We start from the raw sequence: 18,612 nt of genomic DNA, 5'->3' as shown, positions 1-18,612 counted from the left end.
TACGGGCACCTCCCCTTTCAGGCGGAGGAATTTGAGATACTCCGTAAATTCCCATTTATACAATAAAAAAGGAATATCCCCGAATGCATCGGGAATATTCCTTTTTAAATTTAGTCATTTATACTCTTTTATTCTTTGGGAGGCGTATCTGTCCCCTTTGTTACATCTCCATTACCAACAGTAACATGGGTTGTAGCAGCATTGCTTACTGTACTTGCAGTAGCATTGGCACTCACCGTTGCCGTTGCAGTCTTTCCGGCTACTTGTACCGCAGGCTGTTCTTCCCAATGGAACGGTTCGAAGCTACTGTTCGGATCTACCCATGACGGTTTCTTCGAAGCATAGATCACGAACGGAGCGATTACCACGATGAGCGCACCGATGATAAGCACCGAGAACCATACCGTATTACTACCCGTTGAAATCTGGCTGGGCGGAATAAAGCTCAGCACAAATGCCAGCAGTGAACCGCAGAAACCAAGTCCGCCGATGATCCACATCAATCCGTTGCCACCCTTACCAATACGGAACGGACGGTTCAGCTTCTTCATCTTATAGCGCAGTGCGATGGCTCCTGAGAACATCAACATATACATAATAAGGTAAAGAATCACCGTCAGCTGCGACAGGATCTGGTAGAAACTCTGTACCGAAGGCATTACTACGAACAGCAGACTCAGTACTGTCACTGCAATTCCTTGTACATACAGAATGTTCTTCTGTACACCCAGCTTGTTCGTCTTCTGGAAGAACGGAGGCATGTAACCGGCTTTACCTACGGCAAAGATACCCTTGGACGGACCGGCAACCCACGTCAGTACCCCTGCCAACACACCGAATGCCAAAGCGATGGCAATGATCGGCGACAGCCAGGAAGCATGGATATAGCGGAAATAATTATCGAACCCTACCAGCAAACTCTGCGTCAAGCTGATGTCCTTGGCCGGGATGATGACACCCAGTGAGAACGTACCCAGCACGAAGATGATTACCGTAATCAGTGCACCGATAAATACCGCCTTCGGATAGTTGCGCGACGGATTCTCAACGTCCTTCACGTGGATACCACCCATCTCCATACCAGCGTAGAAGAGGAAGATACTTGCGGCAAGCACCACATTGTCGAAGTTGGTGAAGTCCGGGAAGAAGCTGCTGTGGAAGTCCATATTGGAGTGTCCTCCGGTGGCCAGGTAAATGATGCCGAGGATAATCAGCAACCCGGCCGGAATGATGGTTCCGACCATACCACCCACTTTGGCAACCTTGCCTACCCAGCTCATACCTTTCATCGAAATGAATGTAGCCAGCCAGTAGATGATAAGCACCACGACAAGCGTATAATACTTGTTGTTTGCCAGCGACATGTCGTGCACGTCGTTCATGCCGATGAAGGCGATGGACACGGCGCCGAACGTCAGTACCGTGGGGTACCAGATGGTACTCTCGATCCACTGTACCCAGATGGCGAGGAATCCCCACTTCTTGCCGTAGGCTTCGCCTACCCAGCGGAACACACCACCTTGCTTGTCCTGGAACATGGCAGCCAGTTCCGCAGCGACGAGTGACGTCGGTATCAGGAAAACAATAGCTGCAAATAGATAGTAGAAGGCCGAACTCATTCCGTATACGGCCTCGGCCGGTAGTCCGCGCAGGGATACAACGGCCGTTACATTCATGATAGCCAGCGTAAACACGCCCAGCTTCACTGTTTGTTTAATATTTGCCATAAGTTAAGGTTTTAAGTGAAAAATATTCTTTAAATCAGCGTCTATAACAACACCCCGGCGGAGTTGTTTCCCGCCCATAAAGGAAAGTTAGGGTTTTAACAGTTACGCATCAGTAGCTTTGTCTTGCTTCTGCGCCATTTTCTTGTAGAAATCCTCTTTCTCCTTGTTGCGTCGTTGCACCAGGCTCGTTACGTACACTGTGAAAATAGGAAACATCATCATGCCCAGCGCTGCCAGCAGCACGGACAGCACACGTCCCGTGACGGTGACCGCTATGATATTGGACCCTACCGTCGTTACATCCATAAATGCCCACCACAGTGCATCCCCGTATCCTTTTACCAAAGCATTCACATCGTGCTCCGTCACGTAGAAGGCCAGGCTTGCGAAGTAGACTGTCGCCAGCAGCATCGTCAGATAGGAGACGAACAGGCCCGATGCACGGTTATACGTCAGCCAACCCACCACGATAGCCATGGCATATCCACCCCGCACCAACGGGATGAAGCGCAGCATGTAGGTCACTTCGGGCGAGAAGGTCCATCCCATGTAGGCAATGATGTTTTGATAGGGGATAGCCACCAGCAGGAAGATGAAGTGCGTGGCCACGTAGCGTCCCTTGTTTTCTGCCAGAAACCATTCCAGCACAAAATCTGCCAGGAACAGCGCACATATCCACAACTGCACTTTCATGTAGACCGACTGCTCGTAGAAAGGAATTCCCTCGAATGTGTCGACCGAGATACTGATGACCAGAAATAGCGAAAGCAGCAGGATGATGACATGCAAGATGCCATAAATGCCTTTCTCTCGCAATACAAATTCTGATAGAGCCATTTTCATAATGATGTCCTGTTATAAAGTTATGAGTTATAAAGTTATGAGTTATTTATTTGTACGCACTGCAAATCAACGAATAACTCATAACTTTATAACTCATAACAGATAAAAAGCTTAGTCTGTTGTAATCGTCACACGGTCACCGTTGAACACGCCCAGTCCGAGCTTGTTCATGATGTACTTGATGGCCTGTTGCGCCTTCACGGAGTTACCGGCTTCGTCCAAAGGAGGTGCGAAAGCCGATACACCCATTACGCCGGGCAATACTGCCATCACGCCGCCGCCCACACCGCTCTTGGCAGGTATGCCGGCGGTATACATCCAGTCGCCCGAATGCTCGTAGAAGCCTACGGTAGAGATCATGGAAGTGATCTTAGGCGCCAGGCTGGCTTCGAATACAGTCTGATGGGTGACGGGGTTCACACCGTTGTTGGCAATGGTTCCGGCGGCGATACCTAGCTGCTGGGCGGTGATGCCGAGGGAGCATTGACGGGTGTAAAGGTCGAGTGCCATATCCGGGTCGTCGTAGATGCGGCCGTAGTTCTTCAGCAACCAGGCAATGGAGCGGTTGTTGAAGTTAGTGGCCGTTTCCGACTTGTACAGTTCGTCGATGAGCTGCGGGGCGGAACCGCACAGCTCGGTGATGTTCTGCACAATGGCTTCCCATTTCTTGTCGCTCTGTCCCACCGGCTGCACCATGGAGCAAGCAGATATGGCGCCTGCGTTTACCAGCGGTGTAGAGGGATGATCGTTCTCCAGCAAGATGGCGATGATGGAGTTGAACGGCAGACCTGTGGCGTCGGCACCAATCATATCCAGCACTTTCTGTGCACCGTATTGGCGCAGGATGAGGATGGCAGTATGCACTTTCGATACCGACTCGATGCCGAAACGGTAGTCCGTATCGCCGATATTGATGGTCTTTCCGTCCATCAGGCAGATGCTGAGGCCGAACAGTTTAGAATCAATATTGGCAAGATAGGGGATATAGTCGGCATTCTTTCCGCCGGTGTTGCCCTTCACCTCGTTGTAGGCTTTCTGGGCTACTTCTTTGATTTGAGAAATTGATATTTTCTTATCCATATCATTATAAGGTGTTAAAGTGATAGGGTGTTAAGGTGATATCACTCTGTCACCTTATCACTCTATCACATTCTACTATTTTTTGTGAGCGCGGCAACCGTGATTGAACACTTTGCTTTCTATCGGCAGATTTTTGTCCTGTGCCATGCGGGTAGGAGTCGGATAGTCCAGCTTCTCCAGTTCGGCGATGGCGTTCTTGATGTCGCCCAGCAACATGTCGGCCATGTCGCGGCTGAATCCCTGACGGACAACGACACGCATCACGACGTAATCTTCCAGCTTGGAAGGCAATGTGTATGCCGGTACCATCCAGCCATGTTGAGCCAGCTTGTCTTGCAGGTCGTACAACGTCCATTTGGCAGTTCTTGCATAGTCAGGCTTCAAGTACCAGATGAACAACGGGTTCACTACGTCTTCGGAGTAGTTGACGAACGGAGCCATCTTGCCTATTTCGCGGTGGATGTATTTTGCGATGCTCAGTGAATTGAACTGTACTTCCTTGTAACCTTGGAATCCGAGGCGGATAAATTGGTAATACTGTCCCAGGATTTGTGCGGCAGGACGGGAGAAGTTCAAACCGACTTGTGTGATGTTGGCGCCGAGGTAGTTGACGCTGAATGACATTTCTTCGGGCAGATATTCCTTGCCTTTCCAAACAACCCAGCCCAGACCCGGGTAAACCAAACCGAACTTGTGTCCGCTGACGCTGATGGAGAGTACCCACTTCAGGCGGAAGTCCCATTTCGTATCAGGATAGAGGAACGGGAGGATGAAACCGCCGCTGGCAGCATCTACGTGGATAGGAATGTCGTAGCCGGTTTTGGCATTGTAAGCGTCGAGGGCTTTGTCCAGTGCTTCGACGTCATCGTTCAGTCCCGTCCACGTTACGCCTTGGATGGGTACGATACAGATGGTGTTTTCGTCGCACATCTTCAGGGCTTCTTCGGGGTCGAGTGTGGTCTTGTCCAGCGTCAAGGGTACTTCACGCATTTCAATCTGCCACAGTTGGGCGAATTTTTCCCATACCACCTGGAAACCGGTGGAGATAACGAAGTTCGGTTTGTCGAACGGTTTGCCTTCGGCCTGGCGTTTCTTGCGCCAACGCAACCAAGCGGCTACACCACCCAACATACAGGCTTCTGAAGAACCGATGGCCAGTGCGCCGGTTTTCCAGGTATCCTTTTCGGGGGAGTTCCAGAGGTTGGCAACGATGTTGATACATTTACCGTTCATTACGGCGATGCGCGGATATTCGGTCTCGTCGATGTAGTTGATGTTTATGGCTTCGTTCATCAGCTTGGTGGCGTAGTCGTCCATATAGGTAGTGACGAACGTAGCCAGGTTGAGGCGAGGCTGTGTTTGGGCGAATGTTTCGTCTTTTACCATCTGGTAGGCTATCTCCGGAGTGGTAGGTCCATCGGGGATTTTCTCTACCGGTGAGGGTTGCAACATACGGTTTGAACCGAATACGTCAGTTTTTGCATCTCCTTTTCTGAAATTCAAATCTTCCATATAAATAAGTTTTTAAAGGTTTAGGCGGCGGGGCGTTTCCCCGTCGAATTTCCCACAAGAACGAGGTTTGCGGAGGAAAGTTCCGGCGATTTACATATTTTGGCGTTTATTAAAGGGTGGGGGATAAATGATGATTTAGCGTCGTGTGATAACAAGTGTATCTCAAACTCCTCCGCCTGAAAGGGGAGGTGCCCGCTTGCGGGCGGAGGGGTCTTACATAAATAGAAAGTAACTTTGTGCAAGTCCCTTCGGATGTGAACCCCCTCCGCCCTACGGGCACCTCCCCTTTCAGGCGGAGGAATTTAAGATACTCCGCTAAATTCCCATTTATATAATAAACTTTCTATAGAATGATTTGTTGTTTCCCAGTCACCAATTAACACCATTCGGATATGAGAATCAATACCGGACAGGGAACAATCCCTCTTATTACGCTTATCGGCATTTGGTCTGTCTCTGCACTGACTTCACTGCCTGGACTGGCGGTTTCGCCCATACTGGGGCAACTTTCCACCATCTTTCCGCGTGCCACGGAGCTGGACATACAGATGCTCACTTCGCTGCCATCGCTACTCATTATCCCATTCGTCCTGCTGGCAGGCAAGTTGGCGGAGAAGCGGGACTTTGTCCGTCTGCTGCGCGTAGGGCTTTGGATGTTTGCAGCAAGTGGAGTACTCTATCTTTTTTCTTCGAAGATGTGGCAACTGATGGCCGTGAGTGCCTTGCTCGGAATAGGTTCGGGACTGATCATTCCGCTTTCCACCGGTTTGATTTCACGTTACTTCACGGGGACGTATCGGGTACGGCAATTCGGCTACAGTTCGGCTATAACAAATGCAACGCTGGTGGTGGCAACGGCAGTGACAGGCTATCTTGCTGAGGCTGACTGGCATCTACCGTTCGTGGTTTATCTTTTACCACTGGTGTCGCTTGTGCTTTGTGCTTATCTTAAAGATGACGGTAATCAATCGGCTGCTGCGAATGCACAAGAGGAGGAGGGGGCGGTCTCTGCCTCTTCTGCCTCTGCCTCTTCTCTTCCTTCTGCTCCTGTCCCCGATATCCGCGGCAGATACGGCATTCATATCCGTCACCTTATACAACTGATGCTGTTTTATGGTCTGATTACCTATGTGGTTTTGGTAGTTACCTTTAATCTGCCTTTCCTTATGGAGGCGCATCATTTCTCCAGCGGAGATTCCGGTCTGATGATTTCTTTGTTTTTCCTTGCTATCATGGCGCCCGGCTTTTTCCTGGGGCATATCGTTAAATACTTGGGGGGAAATGCAAAGTTCTATAGTCTTCTGTCTATTGCTGCGGGGCTGCTGCTGATATGGATTTCGCCCAGGGAGTGGCTGATAATACCCGGTTGTCTTCTGGTAGGTTTAGGCTACGGCGTTATTCAGCCGCTCGTCTACGACAAAACGGTAGATACTGCCGTTCCTGCCAAAACGACCTTGGCGCTTGCCTTTGTGATGGTGATGAATTACCTTGCTATTCTGCTGTCTCCGTTTATCACAGACTTCTTCCAATCATTATTTCATACGAATTCCAAGGAATTTCCGTTTATCTTTAATCTTTGCATTACGGTGGGAGCCATGTGTTGGGCGCATGTCCGGAGGAAAGACTTTTTGTTTGATGATAAATAGGTAGGTTAGCGCGCTTGCGCGCGCTAAATTCCCCTTTTATAGCTCTATCGGCTCATACTTCAGCCCGAACACATCTGCCACGGCCTTGTACGTCACCTTACCTTCTACCACATTCAATCCTAATGCCAGTGCCGGGTCGTCCTTGCAGGCTTGTCTCCAGCCTTTGCACGCCAGGGCTACGGTATAGGGCAGTGTCGCATTCGTCAGCGCCATGGTCGAGGTGAACGGTACGGCACCGGGGATGTTGGCTACTGCATAGTGCACAATGCCATCCACCACATACGTCGGATCACTGTGCGTCGTCGGGTGGGAAGTCTCGAAACATCCGCCCTGGTCAATGGCAACATCCACGAGGACAGTACCCGGCTTCATCATCTTCAGCATTTCCTTGGTGATGAGGTGCGGTGCTTTATCGCCCGGGATGAGGACAGAACCAATAACGAGGTCTATATTCGGCAGCTCCATCTTGATGTTGTGCGTCGAAGAATAAAGCGTCTTCACATTCTTGGGCATCACTTCGCTGAGGTAGCGCAAGCGAGAGAGGTTGATATCCGTAATCAGTACTTCGGCACCCATTCCGGCAGCTATCTGCGCAGCATTGGTTCCTACAATGCCTGCACCGAGGACGAGTACACGTGCGGGACGTACTCCCGTTACGCCGCCCATCAGTTTGCCTTTTCCGCCCTGAGGCTTCTCAAGGAAACGGGCTCCTACCTGCGTTGCCATGCGTCCTGCCACTTCGCTCATCGGGGTAAGGAGAGGCAAGGAGCGGTCTTCTTTCTCCACCGTTTCGTAGGCAATACAAATGGCACCGCTTTCAATCATGGCTTCGGTCAATAATTTATCGGCTGCGAAGTGGAAATATGTAAATACCACTTGTCCCTTTTTAATCAGTTTGTACTCCGGTGCAATGGGTTCCTTTACCTTGACAATCATGTCGGCTGCGGCATACGTAGCTTCAATGGTAGGTAAAGTCCGTGCACCTACGGCGATGTAATCATCGTCCGAGAATCCGCTGTTTGCGCCTGCCGTGGCTTGCACATACACCGTATGACCTTGCTTCACCAACTCGGCTACTCCGGCAGGGGTCATTCCTACGCGGTTCTCATTGTTCTTGATTTCTTTAGGTACTCCGATAATCATAACCTTATTATTTATGGGTTAAACATGGCGAAAGATACGAAAATGGAAAACACATTGTTATCGCTCCCTCCATGTTTTAGAGCATAAAACGGGTGTCATCCTTTCTATTTGCTACTTATTTGCTTCGTAAGGCTGGTGAAACCACCCCAATATCTTATTGTTTTATTCACTTTTTTATATGGCAAAGATTGGGATTATTTTTATCTTTGCCTGCGTTAATAAGAAAGAAGTTATTGTAATGAAACTATATATAAAGCCTTTTGTCTTGTCTCTTTTATTCGTAGCCGGTGGAGTGCGGGCACAAGAGACGGCCACATTTGCTCCTCCTTTTGATTTTCCCATCACTTTTTCCGGCAACTTCGGCGAGATACGTGCCAATCACTTTCATGGCGGATTGGACTTTAAGACCGGCGGTACCATCGGCAAGCAAGTGCGTGCCCTGGCCGACGGACATATCTCCCGTATCCGCGTCACTCATGGATCGGGCTATGTGCTCGATGTGACCTACAATAATGGTTACTCCACGATAAACCGCCACCTCAGCGCCTTTGTGGGAGATATAGCCCGCAGGGTAGAAGCCTTGCAATACGAAAAGGAAAGCTGGGAAGTGGAAATCACGCCCGCTCCCGATGAATATCCCGTAAAGGCCGGGCAGGTCATCGCTCTGAGCGGTAATACCGGTTATTCTTTCGGGCCGCATCTGCATCTGGACGTCTTCGAAACGGAGACGGAAGATTATGTAGACCCGTTGCCTTTCTTTATGGATAAAGTGAAAGACAATACAGCCCCGCGTGCCGAAGGCATCATGCTGTTTCCGCAACCCGGCAAAGGAGTGGTGGAGGGCAAGCAGTCCCGCCAGGCCTTTCCTGCGCGTCCGGTGAAACCCATTACTGCCTGGGGACTGATAGGAGCCGGCATCCGAGCCTACGACTATATGGACGGAGTGCATAATAAGTATGGTGTAAAAAACGTTGTTCTTGAAGTCGATGGCAAAGAGGTTTTCCGCAGTGTGGTAGACCGCTTTGCGTACGAAGAAAACCGATACATCAATTCGTGGACACACGGACAATATATGAAATCTTTCATCGAACCGGGCAACCGCCTGCGCATGCTGCATGCATCTAATGGAAATCGCGGACTGGTGGAAATCAACGAAGAACGTCCCTATCAGTTTGTCTATACCCTGAGCGATGCGCTGGGCAATACGTCCAAAGTCCGTTTTACGGTGCAAGGCAGGAAGATGGATATCCGTCCGGTAGAACATCGTGAGAAATATGCCTTCAAGTGGGACAAGGTGAATTATCTGCAAGAACCGGGATTGGAACTGGTCATTCCCAAAGGCATGCTTTACGATGATGCCTGGCTGAATTATGCCGTACGTGCCGATAGCGGTGATATTGCCTTTACCTATCAGCTGAATGACACCCGTATTCCGATGCATGGTGCATGTGATTTACGCATCGGTCTGCGCCGTCGTCCTGTAGAAGATATGACGAAATATTACGTGGCCGGTGTCACCGCCCGTGGCGGAAAATACAGTGTAGGAGGTAAGTACGAGGACGGTTTTATGAAAGTCCGCATTCGCGACCTGGGAACGTATACAGTAGCTGTCGATACCGTTCCTCCTCAGATAATCCCGGTAAATAAGGTTCAATGGGGGCGCATGGGGCGCATTGTTTTCAAAGCGAAGGATAAAGAAACAGGGATCGAAACCTACCGCGGCACGATTGACGGAAAATATGCCTTGTTTGGCAAGCCGAACTCCATCAGCGGCGATATTGTTTGCGAACTCGACCCGAAACATGTGGAAAAGGGCGGGAAGCACATTGTGGAGATGACCGTAACAGACGGCTGCGGCAACCGGACTACCGAACAATTTGAATTCGTCTGGTAAATGAAAAACATTAATAACAACAATAATAACTGAAGTATGAAAAGCAAAAGACTGACTCTTTCCGTCTTATTCGTGGTAGCAGCAGTGGTGAATGCCCTGGCTTGTACCAACCTGATCGTAGGCAAGAATGCCTCTACAGACGGTTCTACCATCGTATCTTATTCTGCCGACTCCTACGGGCTGTTCGGCGAGTTGTATCATTATCCCGCAGGCATGCACAAGAAGGGTACGTTGATCGACGTCCACGAGTGGGATACCGGCAAATACCTCGGCCGGATAGAACAAGCACGCCAGACGTACAACGTCATCGGCAACATGAACGAGTTCCAGCTTACCATCGGCGAAACCACCTTTGGCGGTCGTCCCGAATTGGTGGACACTACCGGTATTATCGACTACGGCAGTCTGATTTATCTTGGCCTGCAACGTTCACGCACCGCCCGCGAAGCCATCAAGGTGATGACGGACCTTGTGCAGGAATACGGCTATTACAGCAGCGGTGAATCCTTCACTATTGCCGATCCCAACGAAATCTGGATTATGGAAATGATAGGTAAAGGTCCCGGTGTGCGTGGCGCCGTATGGGTAGCCGTTCGTGTTCCCGACGATTGCATCTCTGCACATGCCAACCAAAGCCGCATCCATCAGTTCGATATGAACGATAAGAACAATTGCATGTACTCTTCCGACGTTGTCTCCTTTGCTCGCGAAAAGGGCTACTTTGACGGCGTAAACAAGGACTTCAGCTTTGCCAATGCGTATGCGCCTCTCGATTTCGGTGCACGCCGCTACTGCGAAGCCCGCGTATGGAGCTACTTCAACATGTTTACCGACCGTGGCAACGAATTCTTACCTTATATATTAGGTGAAACAAATACTCCGATGCCGCTGTTCCTCAAGCCCAGCCGTAAAATCTCCGTGCAGGACGTCAAGAACGCTATGCGCGATCATTACGAAGGAACTCCTCTTGATATCAGCAAGGACTTCGGTGCCGGCCCGTATCATACTCCCTACCGTCTTTCTCCTCTTTCTTTCAAGGTAGGCGATCAGGAGTACTTCAACGAACGTCCTATCTCCACCCAGCAGAGCGGCTTTGTGTTTGTGGCACAGATGCGTTCCGAATTACCCGATGCCATTGGTGGCGTGCTGTGGTTCGGTACGGATGATGCCAACATGACCGTGTTTACTCCTGTATATTGCTGTACGGACAAGATTCCCGTATGCTATAGCCGCGTAGATGGTGCCGATTATATCACCTTCTCCTGGAACTCGGCTTTCTGGATCTTCAATTGGGTTGCCAATATGGTTTATCCCCGCTACGACCTGATGATAGGGGATGTACGTGCTACTCAGACGGAACTGGAAACTACTTTTAACGAAGCCCAGGAAGGTGTTGAGGCCGCTGCTGCCAAACTCCTGGCAAAAGATCCTGCCAAAGCAAAAGCATTCCTTACCAACTATACGAACATGACGGCTCAAAGTACTTTCGATACCTGGAAACGCCTCGGCGAATTCCTTATCGTAAAATATAATGATGGCGTTGTAAAACGTATGAAGGACGGTAAGTTCGAGCGTAATTCCATCGGCCAGCCGGCAGGCGTAGTTCGTCCCGGATACCCGAAAGAATTCCTTGAAGAGTACGTCAAGCAGACGGGAGACAGATATAAAATGCCGGAATAAGTTCGTGCATAGGTTACACAGGTTCTTCATCTTTCTTATAAAATCTGTGTAATCTATGTAATCTCTGTTGAAAAAAATTAGGATATTCGAACTTAATCTCCTACATTTGTGTCTTAACAAAAAGTTTATATTAACCTTTAAAATAGTAACAGTCTTATGGAAAATCAGGAACTGATTAAGCAGGTAACTGAGAAAGCCGAAAAATGGCTTACCCCGGCATACGATGCCGAAACTCAGGCAGAAGTGAAACGCATGTTGGAAAATCCCGATAAAACCGAACTGATAGACAGCTTTTATAAGGATTTGGAATTTGGAACGGGTGGTCTGCGCGGCATTATGGGTGCCGGAACCAACCGCATGAATATCTACACCGTAGGTGCTGCTACTCAAGGTTTGTCCAACTACCTGAACAAATGCTTTGCCGGTAAAGACCAGATCTCAGTAGTAGTAGGTTACGACTGCCGCAACAACAGCGACAAGTTCGCCAAGATTTCTGCCGACATCTTCTCTGCAAACGGTATTAAGGTATATCTTTTCGATGATTTGCGTCCTACCCCCGAAGTTTCGTTTGCTATTCGTCACTTCGGTTGCCAAAGCGGTATCAACATTACTGCCAGCCACAACCCGAGAGAATACAACGGCTACAAGGCTTATTGGGATGACGGCGCCCAGGTACTTGCCCCGCACGATACCGCTATCATCGACGAAGTAAACAAAGTAACCGTTGCCGACATCAAGTTCAACGGCAATCCCGATTTGATTCAGATTATCGGTAAGGAAGTGGATAAAGTATATTTGGATAAGGTACATTCCATTTCTATCGACCCCGAAGTCATCAAACGTCAGAAAGACCTCAGCATTGTTTATACGCCGCTTCATGGTGCAGGCCGTGTGCTCATTCCGGATTCTCTGAAGGAATGGGGCTTTGAGAACATCAACTGCGTGCCCGAACAGATGGTGAAGGATGGTAACTTCCCGACCGTTGTATCTCCGAATCCCGAAAATGCCGAAGCCCTCTCTATGGCTATCGCCCTGGCAAAGAAGATCGATGCCGACATCGTAATGGCAAGCGACCCCGACGCCGACCGCGTAGGTATGGCTTGCAAGGACGATAAGGGCGAATGGGTACTTATCAACGGTAACCAGACTTGCCTGATCTTCTTGTACTACATCATCAAGAACCGTATTGCAATGGGTAAGATGCAGCCCAATGACTTCATTGTAAAGACCATTGTAACTACCGAACTGATTAAGGCGGTGGCCGACAAGAACAAGATTGAAATGCGCGATTGCTACACCGGCTTCAAGTGGATTGCACGCGAAATCCGTCTGAGCGAAGGCAAGCAGCAATACATCGGCGGCGGTGAAGAAAGCTACGGCTTCCTGGCCGAAGATTTCGTTCGCGATAAAGATGCCGTTTCTGCCTGCTCCTTGCTGGCCGAAATCTGTGCATGGGCAAAAGACCAGGGCAAGACGCTGTATGACGTGCTGATGGACATCTACGTAGAGTACGGCTTCTCCAAAGAAACCACTGTCAATGTGGTGAAACCGGGTAAGAGCGGTGCCGAAGAAATCAAAGCTATGATGGATAACTTCCGTGCCAATCCGCCGAAGGAAATCGGAGGATCGCCCGTGAAGGTAATCAAGGACTACAAGACGCTGAAAGTGACTGATCAGGGAAAAGTAAGCGATCTGGATATGCCGGAAGCATCGAATGTGCTTCAGTATTTCACGGAAGACGGTACGAAGATTTCCGTGCGTCCGTCGGGTACGGAACCCAAGATCAAGTTCTATATCGAAGTGAAAGGCGAAATGGGTTGTCCGAAGTGTTATGTCAGCGCCAATGCGGATGCTGAAAAGAAAGTGGAAGCTGTGCGCAAGTCACTTGGTATCTGATAATAATAGATAATAGAAAAAAGCAAATAGAAAGGTGTAATTCTGCGAAGGGTTACACCTTTCTTGTTTTTAGACAGTGCATGCTGACGATTTTTCTGCATTAAACTTCTTTGGTATACTTTAAGTCAACCACTAAATCTTTCAGTGTTAAACCCCGTTCTATAGGGACATCTAAACCTAAACTATAAAGTAATTATGAAAGATTTAGTAGCAGGCATCAAGTACGATGCCGCCAAAGTGATTGAACAGGCCGTAGGGCCAAGTAAAGAATTCTGCATGGGGTATATGAATCCCGGTGCTCCGGATGGTCAGGGATATATCTCTACCATGAAACTCTCTGTGGGTACGGTCGATGTGAAAGACCTCGATGCGGTGACCGAGGGTATCGTTTCGTACGACCGTTGCGAGAAGAACGACGCCTACATCGGGCAAATCAACATGCTGACCGTATCTTCCTTCTGCGGACAGAATGGTGCCGTATGGGGCTATGACCTTGCTGTGCACGAAGACATCGCCACCGGCAAGGAGAAACCCATGTACATGCAGGAACAACCGGACGGAAAACCCGCTATCCCCGTTTACAACGCTCGCCCGTTGCTCGAAGCCAGCGAACGTCTTTTCGGACGCGAGAAGCAACGCCGTTTTCCGCCCATGCCGGGTGCACACGTCATTTGTGCCAATAAGGACGTTACGGCTCACGGTCCGCTGTGGGTATGGTCGGCTATCGGCATTGCCATCCTGAAAAACCGTAGCGACGGCTCCTGCCTCTTCATCGAAGACGCCAATACGTATGGTGACGACAATACCACCGAAGCCGAATTGATCGGTTTCCTGGAAGGCTCGCTCCGCAAAGTCACCAACAGCATCGTGCTGTGTGGTCAAGATCAGTCCGTAGAGTACGACCGTATCTATGTGGGCTACAAATACACGTTTGTAGAGCCGCATCAAGTGGGCTGTGCCCTGACTTGCGCCCCCTACGTATATCTGGCACAAAATGCCATTCCCCAAGGTATGAAGGCTTCCGACCTGAAAGGCATGCCCATCGACGAATGGGAAAAGAAACTGGCTCTGGAACCTCTGACAACGATTGAGTGATTATAAACCTAAACTTTAACTTTTAAAATTCTTATTATCATGGATGAAATGAAAGGAACTCGTTATCCTATTTTTGGATTTGTAACAGGTGGTACAGGTGTTTTTAACGATGGTATTCCACCTCAGCCGTATGAAACTTTTGCTTATGACCTCGCTTTGCACGAAGCAGGCATCGAGAACTTCAATGTAATTCCCTACACTTCCGTCATGCCGCCCGAAATCCGCGGTAACCTGGTGACCATCACCCCGGAGATGAATCAGAAATTCCATTATCTGCCTTATCGTCCCGACATCAAGGAGCAGTTCCATCACGGTGCCGTGCTCGAGGTAATCATTGCCGGAACGGGTGCTAACTATGCAGAACATAAAGCCATCGCCACAGGTGTGGGCATTGTTTGGGCCAAGAAGGACGGTAAGTTTGTAGGCGGTTTTGCGGCCGAATACGTACAGTTCTACGACTCGAAGATCGATGACGAGATTGCTGCTGCCGAAGCACGCATGTGGCTGAACAAATCGCTGAATCACGAACTTTCCATGCGCGGCATGGAGCAGGACGGAGACAAGGAATTGTTCCATAACTTCATCAATATACCTTCTGATAATCCGTTTGCCTACTGTCTGACGGCTATCGGATTCTTGAACTTCGGTTATGCACCTTTAGCTAAATAAACGTCATGGCTGATACTTCAAAGAAATTAGGATTGGGCGGACTCGTCGCCATCGTCTTCGGTTCCATGATAGGCGGAGGTATTTTCAATATCTCGCAGAACATGGCGCAAGGAGCCGGGCTGGGAGCCACTATCATCTCCTGGATTATTTCGGGAGTGGGAGTGTTGTTCCTTGTGCTCAACTTCAAGGTGCTGGCCGATGCCCGTCCTGATCTCAATGCAGGTATCTATCAGTACGCAAAAGAGGGTTTTGGCAATTATGTGGGGTTCAACATCGCCTGGGGCTACTGGCTGTGCGCGGCAATGGGTAACGTGGCTTTTGCCGTGATGCTCAATGACTCGTTCGGTGAGTTCTTCCCCGTGCTGCTGCATCATGGGTGGCAGACGGTGTTGTTCGGATCGTTCTTTATCTGGGCCATGTATTTCCTGGTCGCAAGAGGCGTAAAAGCCGCTGCCGCACTGAATACGATGGTTACTGTTGTGAAGTTCGCGGCGTTGATATTAATTGTCATTATCCTCTTTATTTTCTTTAAAGTAGGTGCGCTGAGTTTTGACTTCTGGGGACATGCCACCGACTTGGGCTCCATCGGGACGCAGGTGAAGAGCACGATGCTCGTCACGCTGTGGTGCTTCATCGGAGTGGAAGGTGCGGTAGTGATGTCGGCCCATGCCCGCAACAGTAAAGATGTGGGTAAGGCGGGTGTCATCGGCTTTCTGCTGGCATTGGTGCTGTATGCGCTGATCAGCGTTTTGTCCTATGGCATCATGAGTCAGCCTGACTTGGCAAAGCTGGACGATCCGTCCGTGGCATACGTCCTGAAGCATGCGGTGGGCAACTGGGCTTATACGTTTGTGGTGCTCAGTGTCATCGTTTCCGTCATCGGTGGTTGGATTGCCTGGACGTTGATGTGTGCGCAGGTGCCCTACACGGCTGCTCAGGTGAAGATTCTGCCGAAATCGTTCTTGCGTGAGAACAAGGCTTCCACGCCTATTTATGCGTTGCTGATATCCAGTATCATCATGCAGGTGTTTATGATAATGGTTGTCATGGCGAAGTCCGTTTACGATGCCGCCATCGACATTACCGGTGTAATGATTCTTCCTGCTTATCTTTTCTGTGGACTTTACCTTGTGAGGGCAAGTTTCATGAAAGGAGAGTTGAAGACAACTGATGCGAAAACAATCAACAAATACCGTGTCATCGGTATTGTGTCTTCCTTGTTTTGCTTTTGGTTGCTCTATGCAGGCGGATTACTACTTTTGCTCGTGACGTCTATCTTCTATTTGGTCGGCATCTACTTCTATGTAGTGGCGCGCAAACAGAACCGGGCGCAGGGCGAACCTATCTTCTCCAATGCCGAACGCTGGCTGGCATGGATCATCGCGGCTTGTGCCGTGATAGCCGTGATACTGCTGGCAATGGGCAAGGCGGGACTTTAAGAATTAAAAATTGAAAATTAAGGATTAAAGTTCGGGGGCCGATGAACAAAGAGCCCCGTGAGAAGTTTAGTATATGCAGATTGCGAAGACACGCCGATTGGTTGATGTGAATGAGAGTCGTTTCATTCGTAGTTGTTCGTTTGTGAGTGCGTGTCTTCCGCAATCTGCTTTTTTAATTATCAATCGGTGATTATTTATTGCTTACTACTTATTATTGATTCACCAATTACTATTCACTAATTATTATTTTCCAGCCACCAGTCAATCAACTTTCGCGCAATGCTCAGTTTGCGTGGTATCTCCGGCAGATTATCTTTGGAATAGAATCCTGCGGCGGAAAGTTCGTCGTCTTGCAATTTGATTTCTCCGCTTTCATAGTCGGCAATGAATCCCACCATTAATCCGCTGGGGTAGGGCCAGGGCTGATTGCCGAAGTAGGTGATGTTTTTTACTTTCAGTCCTGTTTCTTCCAATACTTCACGTTGTACACATTGTTCAAGGGTTTCGCCCGTTTCCAGGAATCCGGCTACCAGTCCGTAGAATGTTCCCCGGAAGTTTCGTGCGTGTACCAGCAGGATTTCTTTTCCTTTCCGTATCAGTACGATGATTGCCGTAGAAACGGGCGGATACATTTCGTTGCCGCAGTTGGAGCATTTCTTCATTATCGGCGCTTCCTGCTTCATCGGCATGCCGCATACGGGGCAGAATCGACTGTGCTCGTCCCAATAGAGTATCTGAAATGCTTTTCCCGCAGCCTGATAGTCGTCTAAAGGAAGGCAGTCGTAAGAGGCACGCAGACCGATCATTACCCATTCTTCCGTCTCGGCTATTGGCTGCATTACGGCAAATGCCTTTACTTTCCTGCCATCCGTGAGTGTTACATCTTGTATCTTTTGTCCTGCCGTTGGCCGTATTGGAGGCTCTGTTCCGCAAGGTACACTGTATGTATTGTTCTCTTCTTTTTTCAGCAGCAGTTGGTCTTTGAAAAAGACGAACCACTGCACCGGAAATTCGATTTCTGTAGTTTCCATTACTTGATATTAAATATTGAATATAATTTCTTGGTTTATATCTTTTTTTAGTTAAGAATCCTGCTTGTCCGTTTCCTCTTCTTGCTTGACGTAGACTGTGGATCTGCTTATTCCGCGGCGACGCAAAAATCCTTGCGAAATGAATTTGTTCAGTTCGTCTATAGCGGCATGTCTTGTCAGTCCGGTCAATTGAATATATTCAGTTTTGGTTATGCATATATTTTTTTGGAGGAACAACATCAGCTTTTCTTTTCTTGACTCTTCGGTGCTCTTTATTTTTTTTGACTTCTTGGTCGTGGAATGCACCCGTTCCAGTGTCATTGCACGTCTGATTTTCTTGCGGAATGTGCTGCTGATGCGCAAGTTTACATTTTGAAATCGGACGGATTCGGATCTGATTTTCTTTTTTTCATCATCCGTTTCACGTAGACATTTCAGTGAGGTACTGAAGAAGCCCAAGTCTCCTAACTCTACAATATTTCCATCGGCCAGCAGGTCGCAAAGCTCATCTATGCAGGCATCCAGCGCAGCTCCTATAACGCTTTTAGGCAGATGTTGAAATGTGGCTACATGTTCCACAAATTCTTTCTGCGTATAAGTCACTTTAGGGCATATGCGGGCATGGAGAGATGGTTCATCTTCTTTTCCTTTCGGGGAAGGCGTTTCATAAAGGTCGTAATATGCACTCATAAGATAAATGTTTTCTATTACTACGATGAATAATTTCAGTTGCTGCGATAAACTATTTCTTTCTTTACTAAGAAGTACTCGTCCAACAACTGTTTCTATTTCGTCCGACATTTGTTTCTCTTTCGTCCGACAATTGTCGGACGAAAGAGAAACAAATGTCGGACGAAATATTATTGGCATACAAAGATATAGTTTTTAGAGATATGGGGAATAGTTTTGGGGAGAGAATTTATTAGTTGATAGAAAAATAAATATAAATACGAGAAA

At 48.8% G+C, this 18,612-nt stretch carries 14 protein-coding genes; 7 read left to right on the top strand and 7 right to left on the bottom strand.

The features are described 5' to 3' along the window. Positions 1-128 precede the first annotated feature (128 nt). From gadC to AAE250_RS19805, 4 genes are all read right to left on the bottom strand, one after another. A complete protein-coding gene (gene gadC, locus AAE250_RS19820) occupies positions 129-1,727 on the bottom strand; it encodes a putative glutamine/gamma-aminobutyrate antiporter GadC (RefSeq protein ID WP_294603601.1) in 1,599 nt (532 codons plus the stop codon). A gap of 102 nt (positions 1,728-1,829) precedes the next feature. Then, the gene (locus AAE250_RS19815) at positions 1,830-2,570 is read right to left on the bottom strand and encodes a potassium channel family protein (protein WP_294603598.1); all 741 of its coding nucleotides are present in this window, start codon (positions 2,568-2,570) and stop codon (positions 1,830-1,832) included. A 111-nt stretch (positions 2,571-2,681) separates the two neighbouring features. Further along, positions 2,682-3,650: a glutaminase A gene (gene glsA, locus AAE250_RS19810; protein ID WP_294603595.1), complete on the bottom strand. Its 969-nt coding sequence runs from the start codon at positions 3,648-3,650 to the stop codon at positions 2,682-2,684. Between the two features lie 75 nt (positions 3,651-3,725). Further along, entirely contained in the window at positions 3,726-5,162 is a 1,437-nt protein-coding gene (locus AAE250_RS19805; protein ID WP_294603591.1) for a glutamate decarboxylase, read from the bottom strand. A gap of 392 nt (positions 5,163-5,554) precedes the next feature. Here AAE250_RS19805 and AAE250_RS19800 point away from each other — a divergent pair, with 392 nt between their 5' ends. Beyond that, entirely contained in the window at positions 5,555-6,808 is a 1,254-nt protein-coding gene (locus AAE250_RS19800; protein ID WP_294603393.1) for an MFS transporter, read from the top strand. A 36-nt stretch (positions 6,809-6,844) separates the two neighbouring features. Here the strand turns inward: AAE250_RS19800 and ald are convergent, their stop codons facing one another. Beyond that, positions 6,845-7,951, bottom strand: a complete 1,107-nt coding sequence (ald, locus tag AAE250_RS19795; protein ID WP_294603390.1) for an alanine dehydrogenase — start codon at positions 7,949-7,951, stop codon at positions 6,845-6,847. 238 nt (positions 7,952-8,189) lie between these two features. Between ald and AAE250_RS19790 the strand changes: the two genes are divergently transcribed. The 6 genes from AAE250_RS19790 to AAE250_RS19765 all read left to right on the top strand — a co-directional run bounded on the left by AAE250_RS19790 (position 8,190) and on the right by AAE250_RS19765 (position 16,624). Further along, entirely contained in the window at positions 8,190-9,845 is a 1,656-nt protein-coding gene (locus tag AAE250_RS19790) for a M23 family metallopeptidase (protein ID WP_294603387.1), read from the top strand. A gap of 36 nt (positions 9,846-9,881) precedes the next feature. Next, a complete protein-coding gene (locus AAE250_RS19785) occupies positions 9,882-11,525 on the top strand; it encodes a C69 family dipeptidase (protein WP_294603384.1) in 1,644 nt (547 codons plus the stop codon). 156 nt (positions 11,526-11,681) lie between these two features. Further along, positions 11,682-13,421, top strand: a complete 1,740-nt coding sequence (locus AAE250_RS19780) for a phospho-sugar mutase (RefSeq protein WP_294603381.1) — start codon at positions 11,682-11,684, stop codon at positions 13,419-13,421. Positions 13,422-13,616: 195 nt separating this feature from the next. Next, a complete protein-coding gene (locus AAE250_RS19775; RefSeq protein WP_294603377.1) occupies positions 13,617-14,516 on the top strand; it encodes a histidine decarboxylase, pyruvoyl type in 900 nt (299 codons plus the stop codon). Positions 14,517-14,555: 39 nt separating this feature from the next. Continuing rightward, on the top strand, positions 14,556-15,185 hold the full coding sequence (locus AAE250_RS19770; RefSeq protein WP_294603374.1) for a pyruvoyl-dependent arginine decarboxylase: 630 nt from the start codon (positions 14,556-14,558) through the stop codon (positions 15,183-15,185). 5 nt (positions 15,186-15,190) lie between these two features. Beyond that, positions 15,191-16,624, top strand: coding sequence for a basic amino acid/polyamine antiporter (locus AAE250_RS19765; RefSeq protein WP_294603371.1), 1,434 nt, complete (start codon positions 15,191-15,193; stop codon positions 16,622-16,624). 236 nt (positions 16,625-16,860) lie between these two features. Here AAE250_RS19765 and nudC read toward each other — a convergent pair whose 3' ends face one another. Next, positions 16,861-17,655: an NAD(+) diphosphatase gene (gene nudC / locus AAE250_RS19760; protein ID WP_294603368.1), complete on the bottom strand. Its 795-nt coding sequence runs from the start codon at positions 17,653-17,655 to the stop codon at positions 16,861-16,863. A 51-nt stretch (positions 17,656-17,706) separates the two neighbouring features. Further along, on the bottom strand, positions 17,707-18,345 hold the full coding sequence (locus tag AAE250_RS19755; protein WP_294603395.1) for an HU family DNA-binding protein: 639 nt from the start codon (positions 18,343-18,345) through the stop codon (positions 17,707-17,709). Positions 18,346-18,612: the final 267 nt, after the last annotated feature.

The organism is Bacteroides sp. GD17 (assembly GCF_038448625.1).
In the GTDB taxonomy this organism is placed as follows: Bacteria; Bacteroidota; Bacteroidia; order Bacteroidales; family Bacteroidaceae; genus Bacteroides.
The sequence above is the reverse complement of the archived record's forward strand: the minus strand, read 5'-3'. Positions and strand labels throughout refer to the sequence as shown.

Bases quoted from the DNA above. Each gene is read 5' to 3' on its own strand.
- gadC (WP_294603601.1), bottom strand. From the start codon at position 1,727: ATGGCAAATATTAAACAAACAGTGAAGCTGGGCGTGTTTACGCTGGCT.
- AAE250_RS19815 (WP_294603598.1), bottom strand. From the start codon at position 2,570: ATGAAAATGGCTCTATCAGAATTTGTATTGCGAGAGAAAGGCATTTAT.
- glsA (WP_294603595.1), bottom strand. From the start codon at position 3,650: ATGGATAAGAAAATATCAATTTCTCAAATCAAAGAAGTAGCCCAGAAA.
- AAE250_RS19805 (WP_294603591.1), bottom strand. From the start codon at position 5,162: ATGGAAGATTTGAATTTCAGAAAAGGAGATGCAAAAACTGACGTATTC.
- AAE250_RS19800 (WP_294603393.1), top strand. From the start codon at position 5,555: ATGAGAATCAATACCGGACAGGGAACAATCCCTCTTATTACGCTTATC.
- ald (WP_294603390.1), bottom strand. From the start codon at position 7,951: ATGATTATCGGAGTACCTAAAGAAATCAAGAACAATGAGAACCGCGTA.
- AAE250_RS19790 (WP_294603387.1), top strand. From the start codon at position 8,190: ATGAAACTATATATAAAGCCTTTTGTCTTGTCTCTTTTATTCGTAGCC.
- AAE250_RS19785 (WP_294603384.1), top strand. From the start codon at position 9,882: ATGAAAAGCAAAAGACTGACTCTTTCCGTCTTATTCGTGGTAGCAGCA.
- AAE250_RS19780 (WP_294603381.1), top strand. From the start codon at position 11,682: ATGGAAAATCAGGAACTGATTAAGCAGGTAACTGAGAAAGCCGAAAAA.
- AAE250_RS19775 (WP_294603377.1), top strand. From the start codon at position 13,617: ATGAAAGATTTAGTAGCAGGCATCAAGTACGATGCCGCCAAAGTGATT.
- AAE250_RS19770 (WP_294603374.1), top strand. From the start codon at position 14,556: ATGGATGAAATGAAAGGAACTCGTTATCCTATTTTTGGATTTGTAACA.
- AAE250_RS19765 (WP_294603371.1), top strand. From the start codon at position 15,191: ATGGCTGATACTTCAAAGAAATTAGGATTGGGCGGACTCGTCGCCATC.
- nudC (WP_294603368.1), bottom strand. From the start codon at position 17,655: ATGGAAACTACAGAAATCGAATTTCCGGTGCAGTGGTTCGTCTTTTTC.
- AAE250_RS19755 (WP_294603395.1), bottom strand. From the start codon at position 18,345: ATGAGTGCATATTACGACCTTTATGAAACGCCTTCCCCGAAAGGAAAA.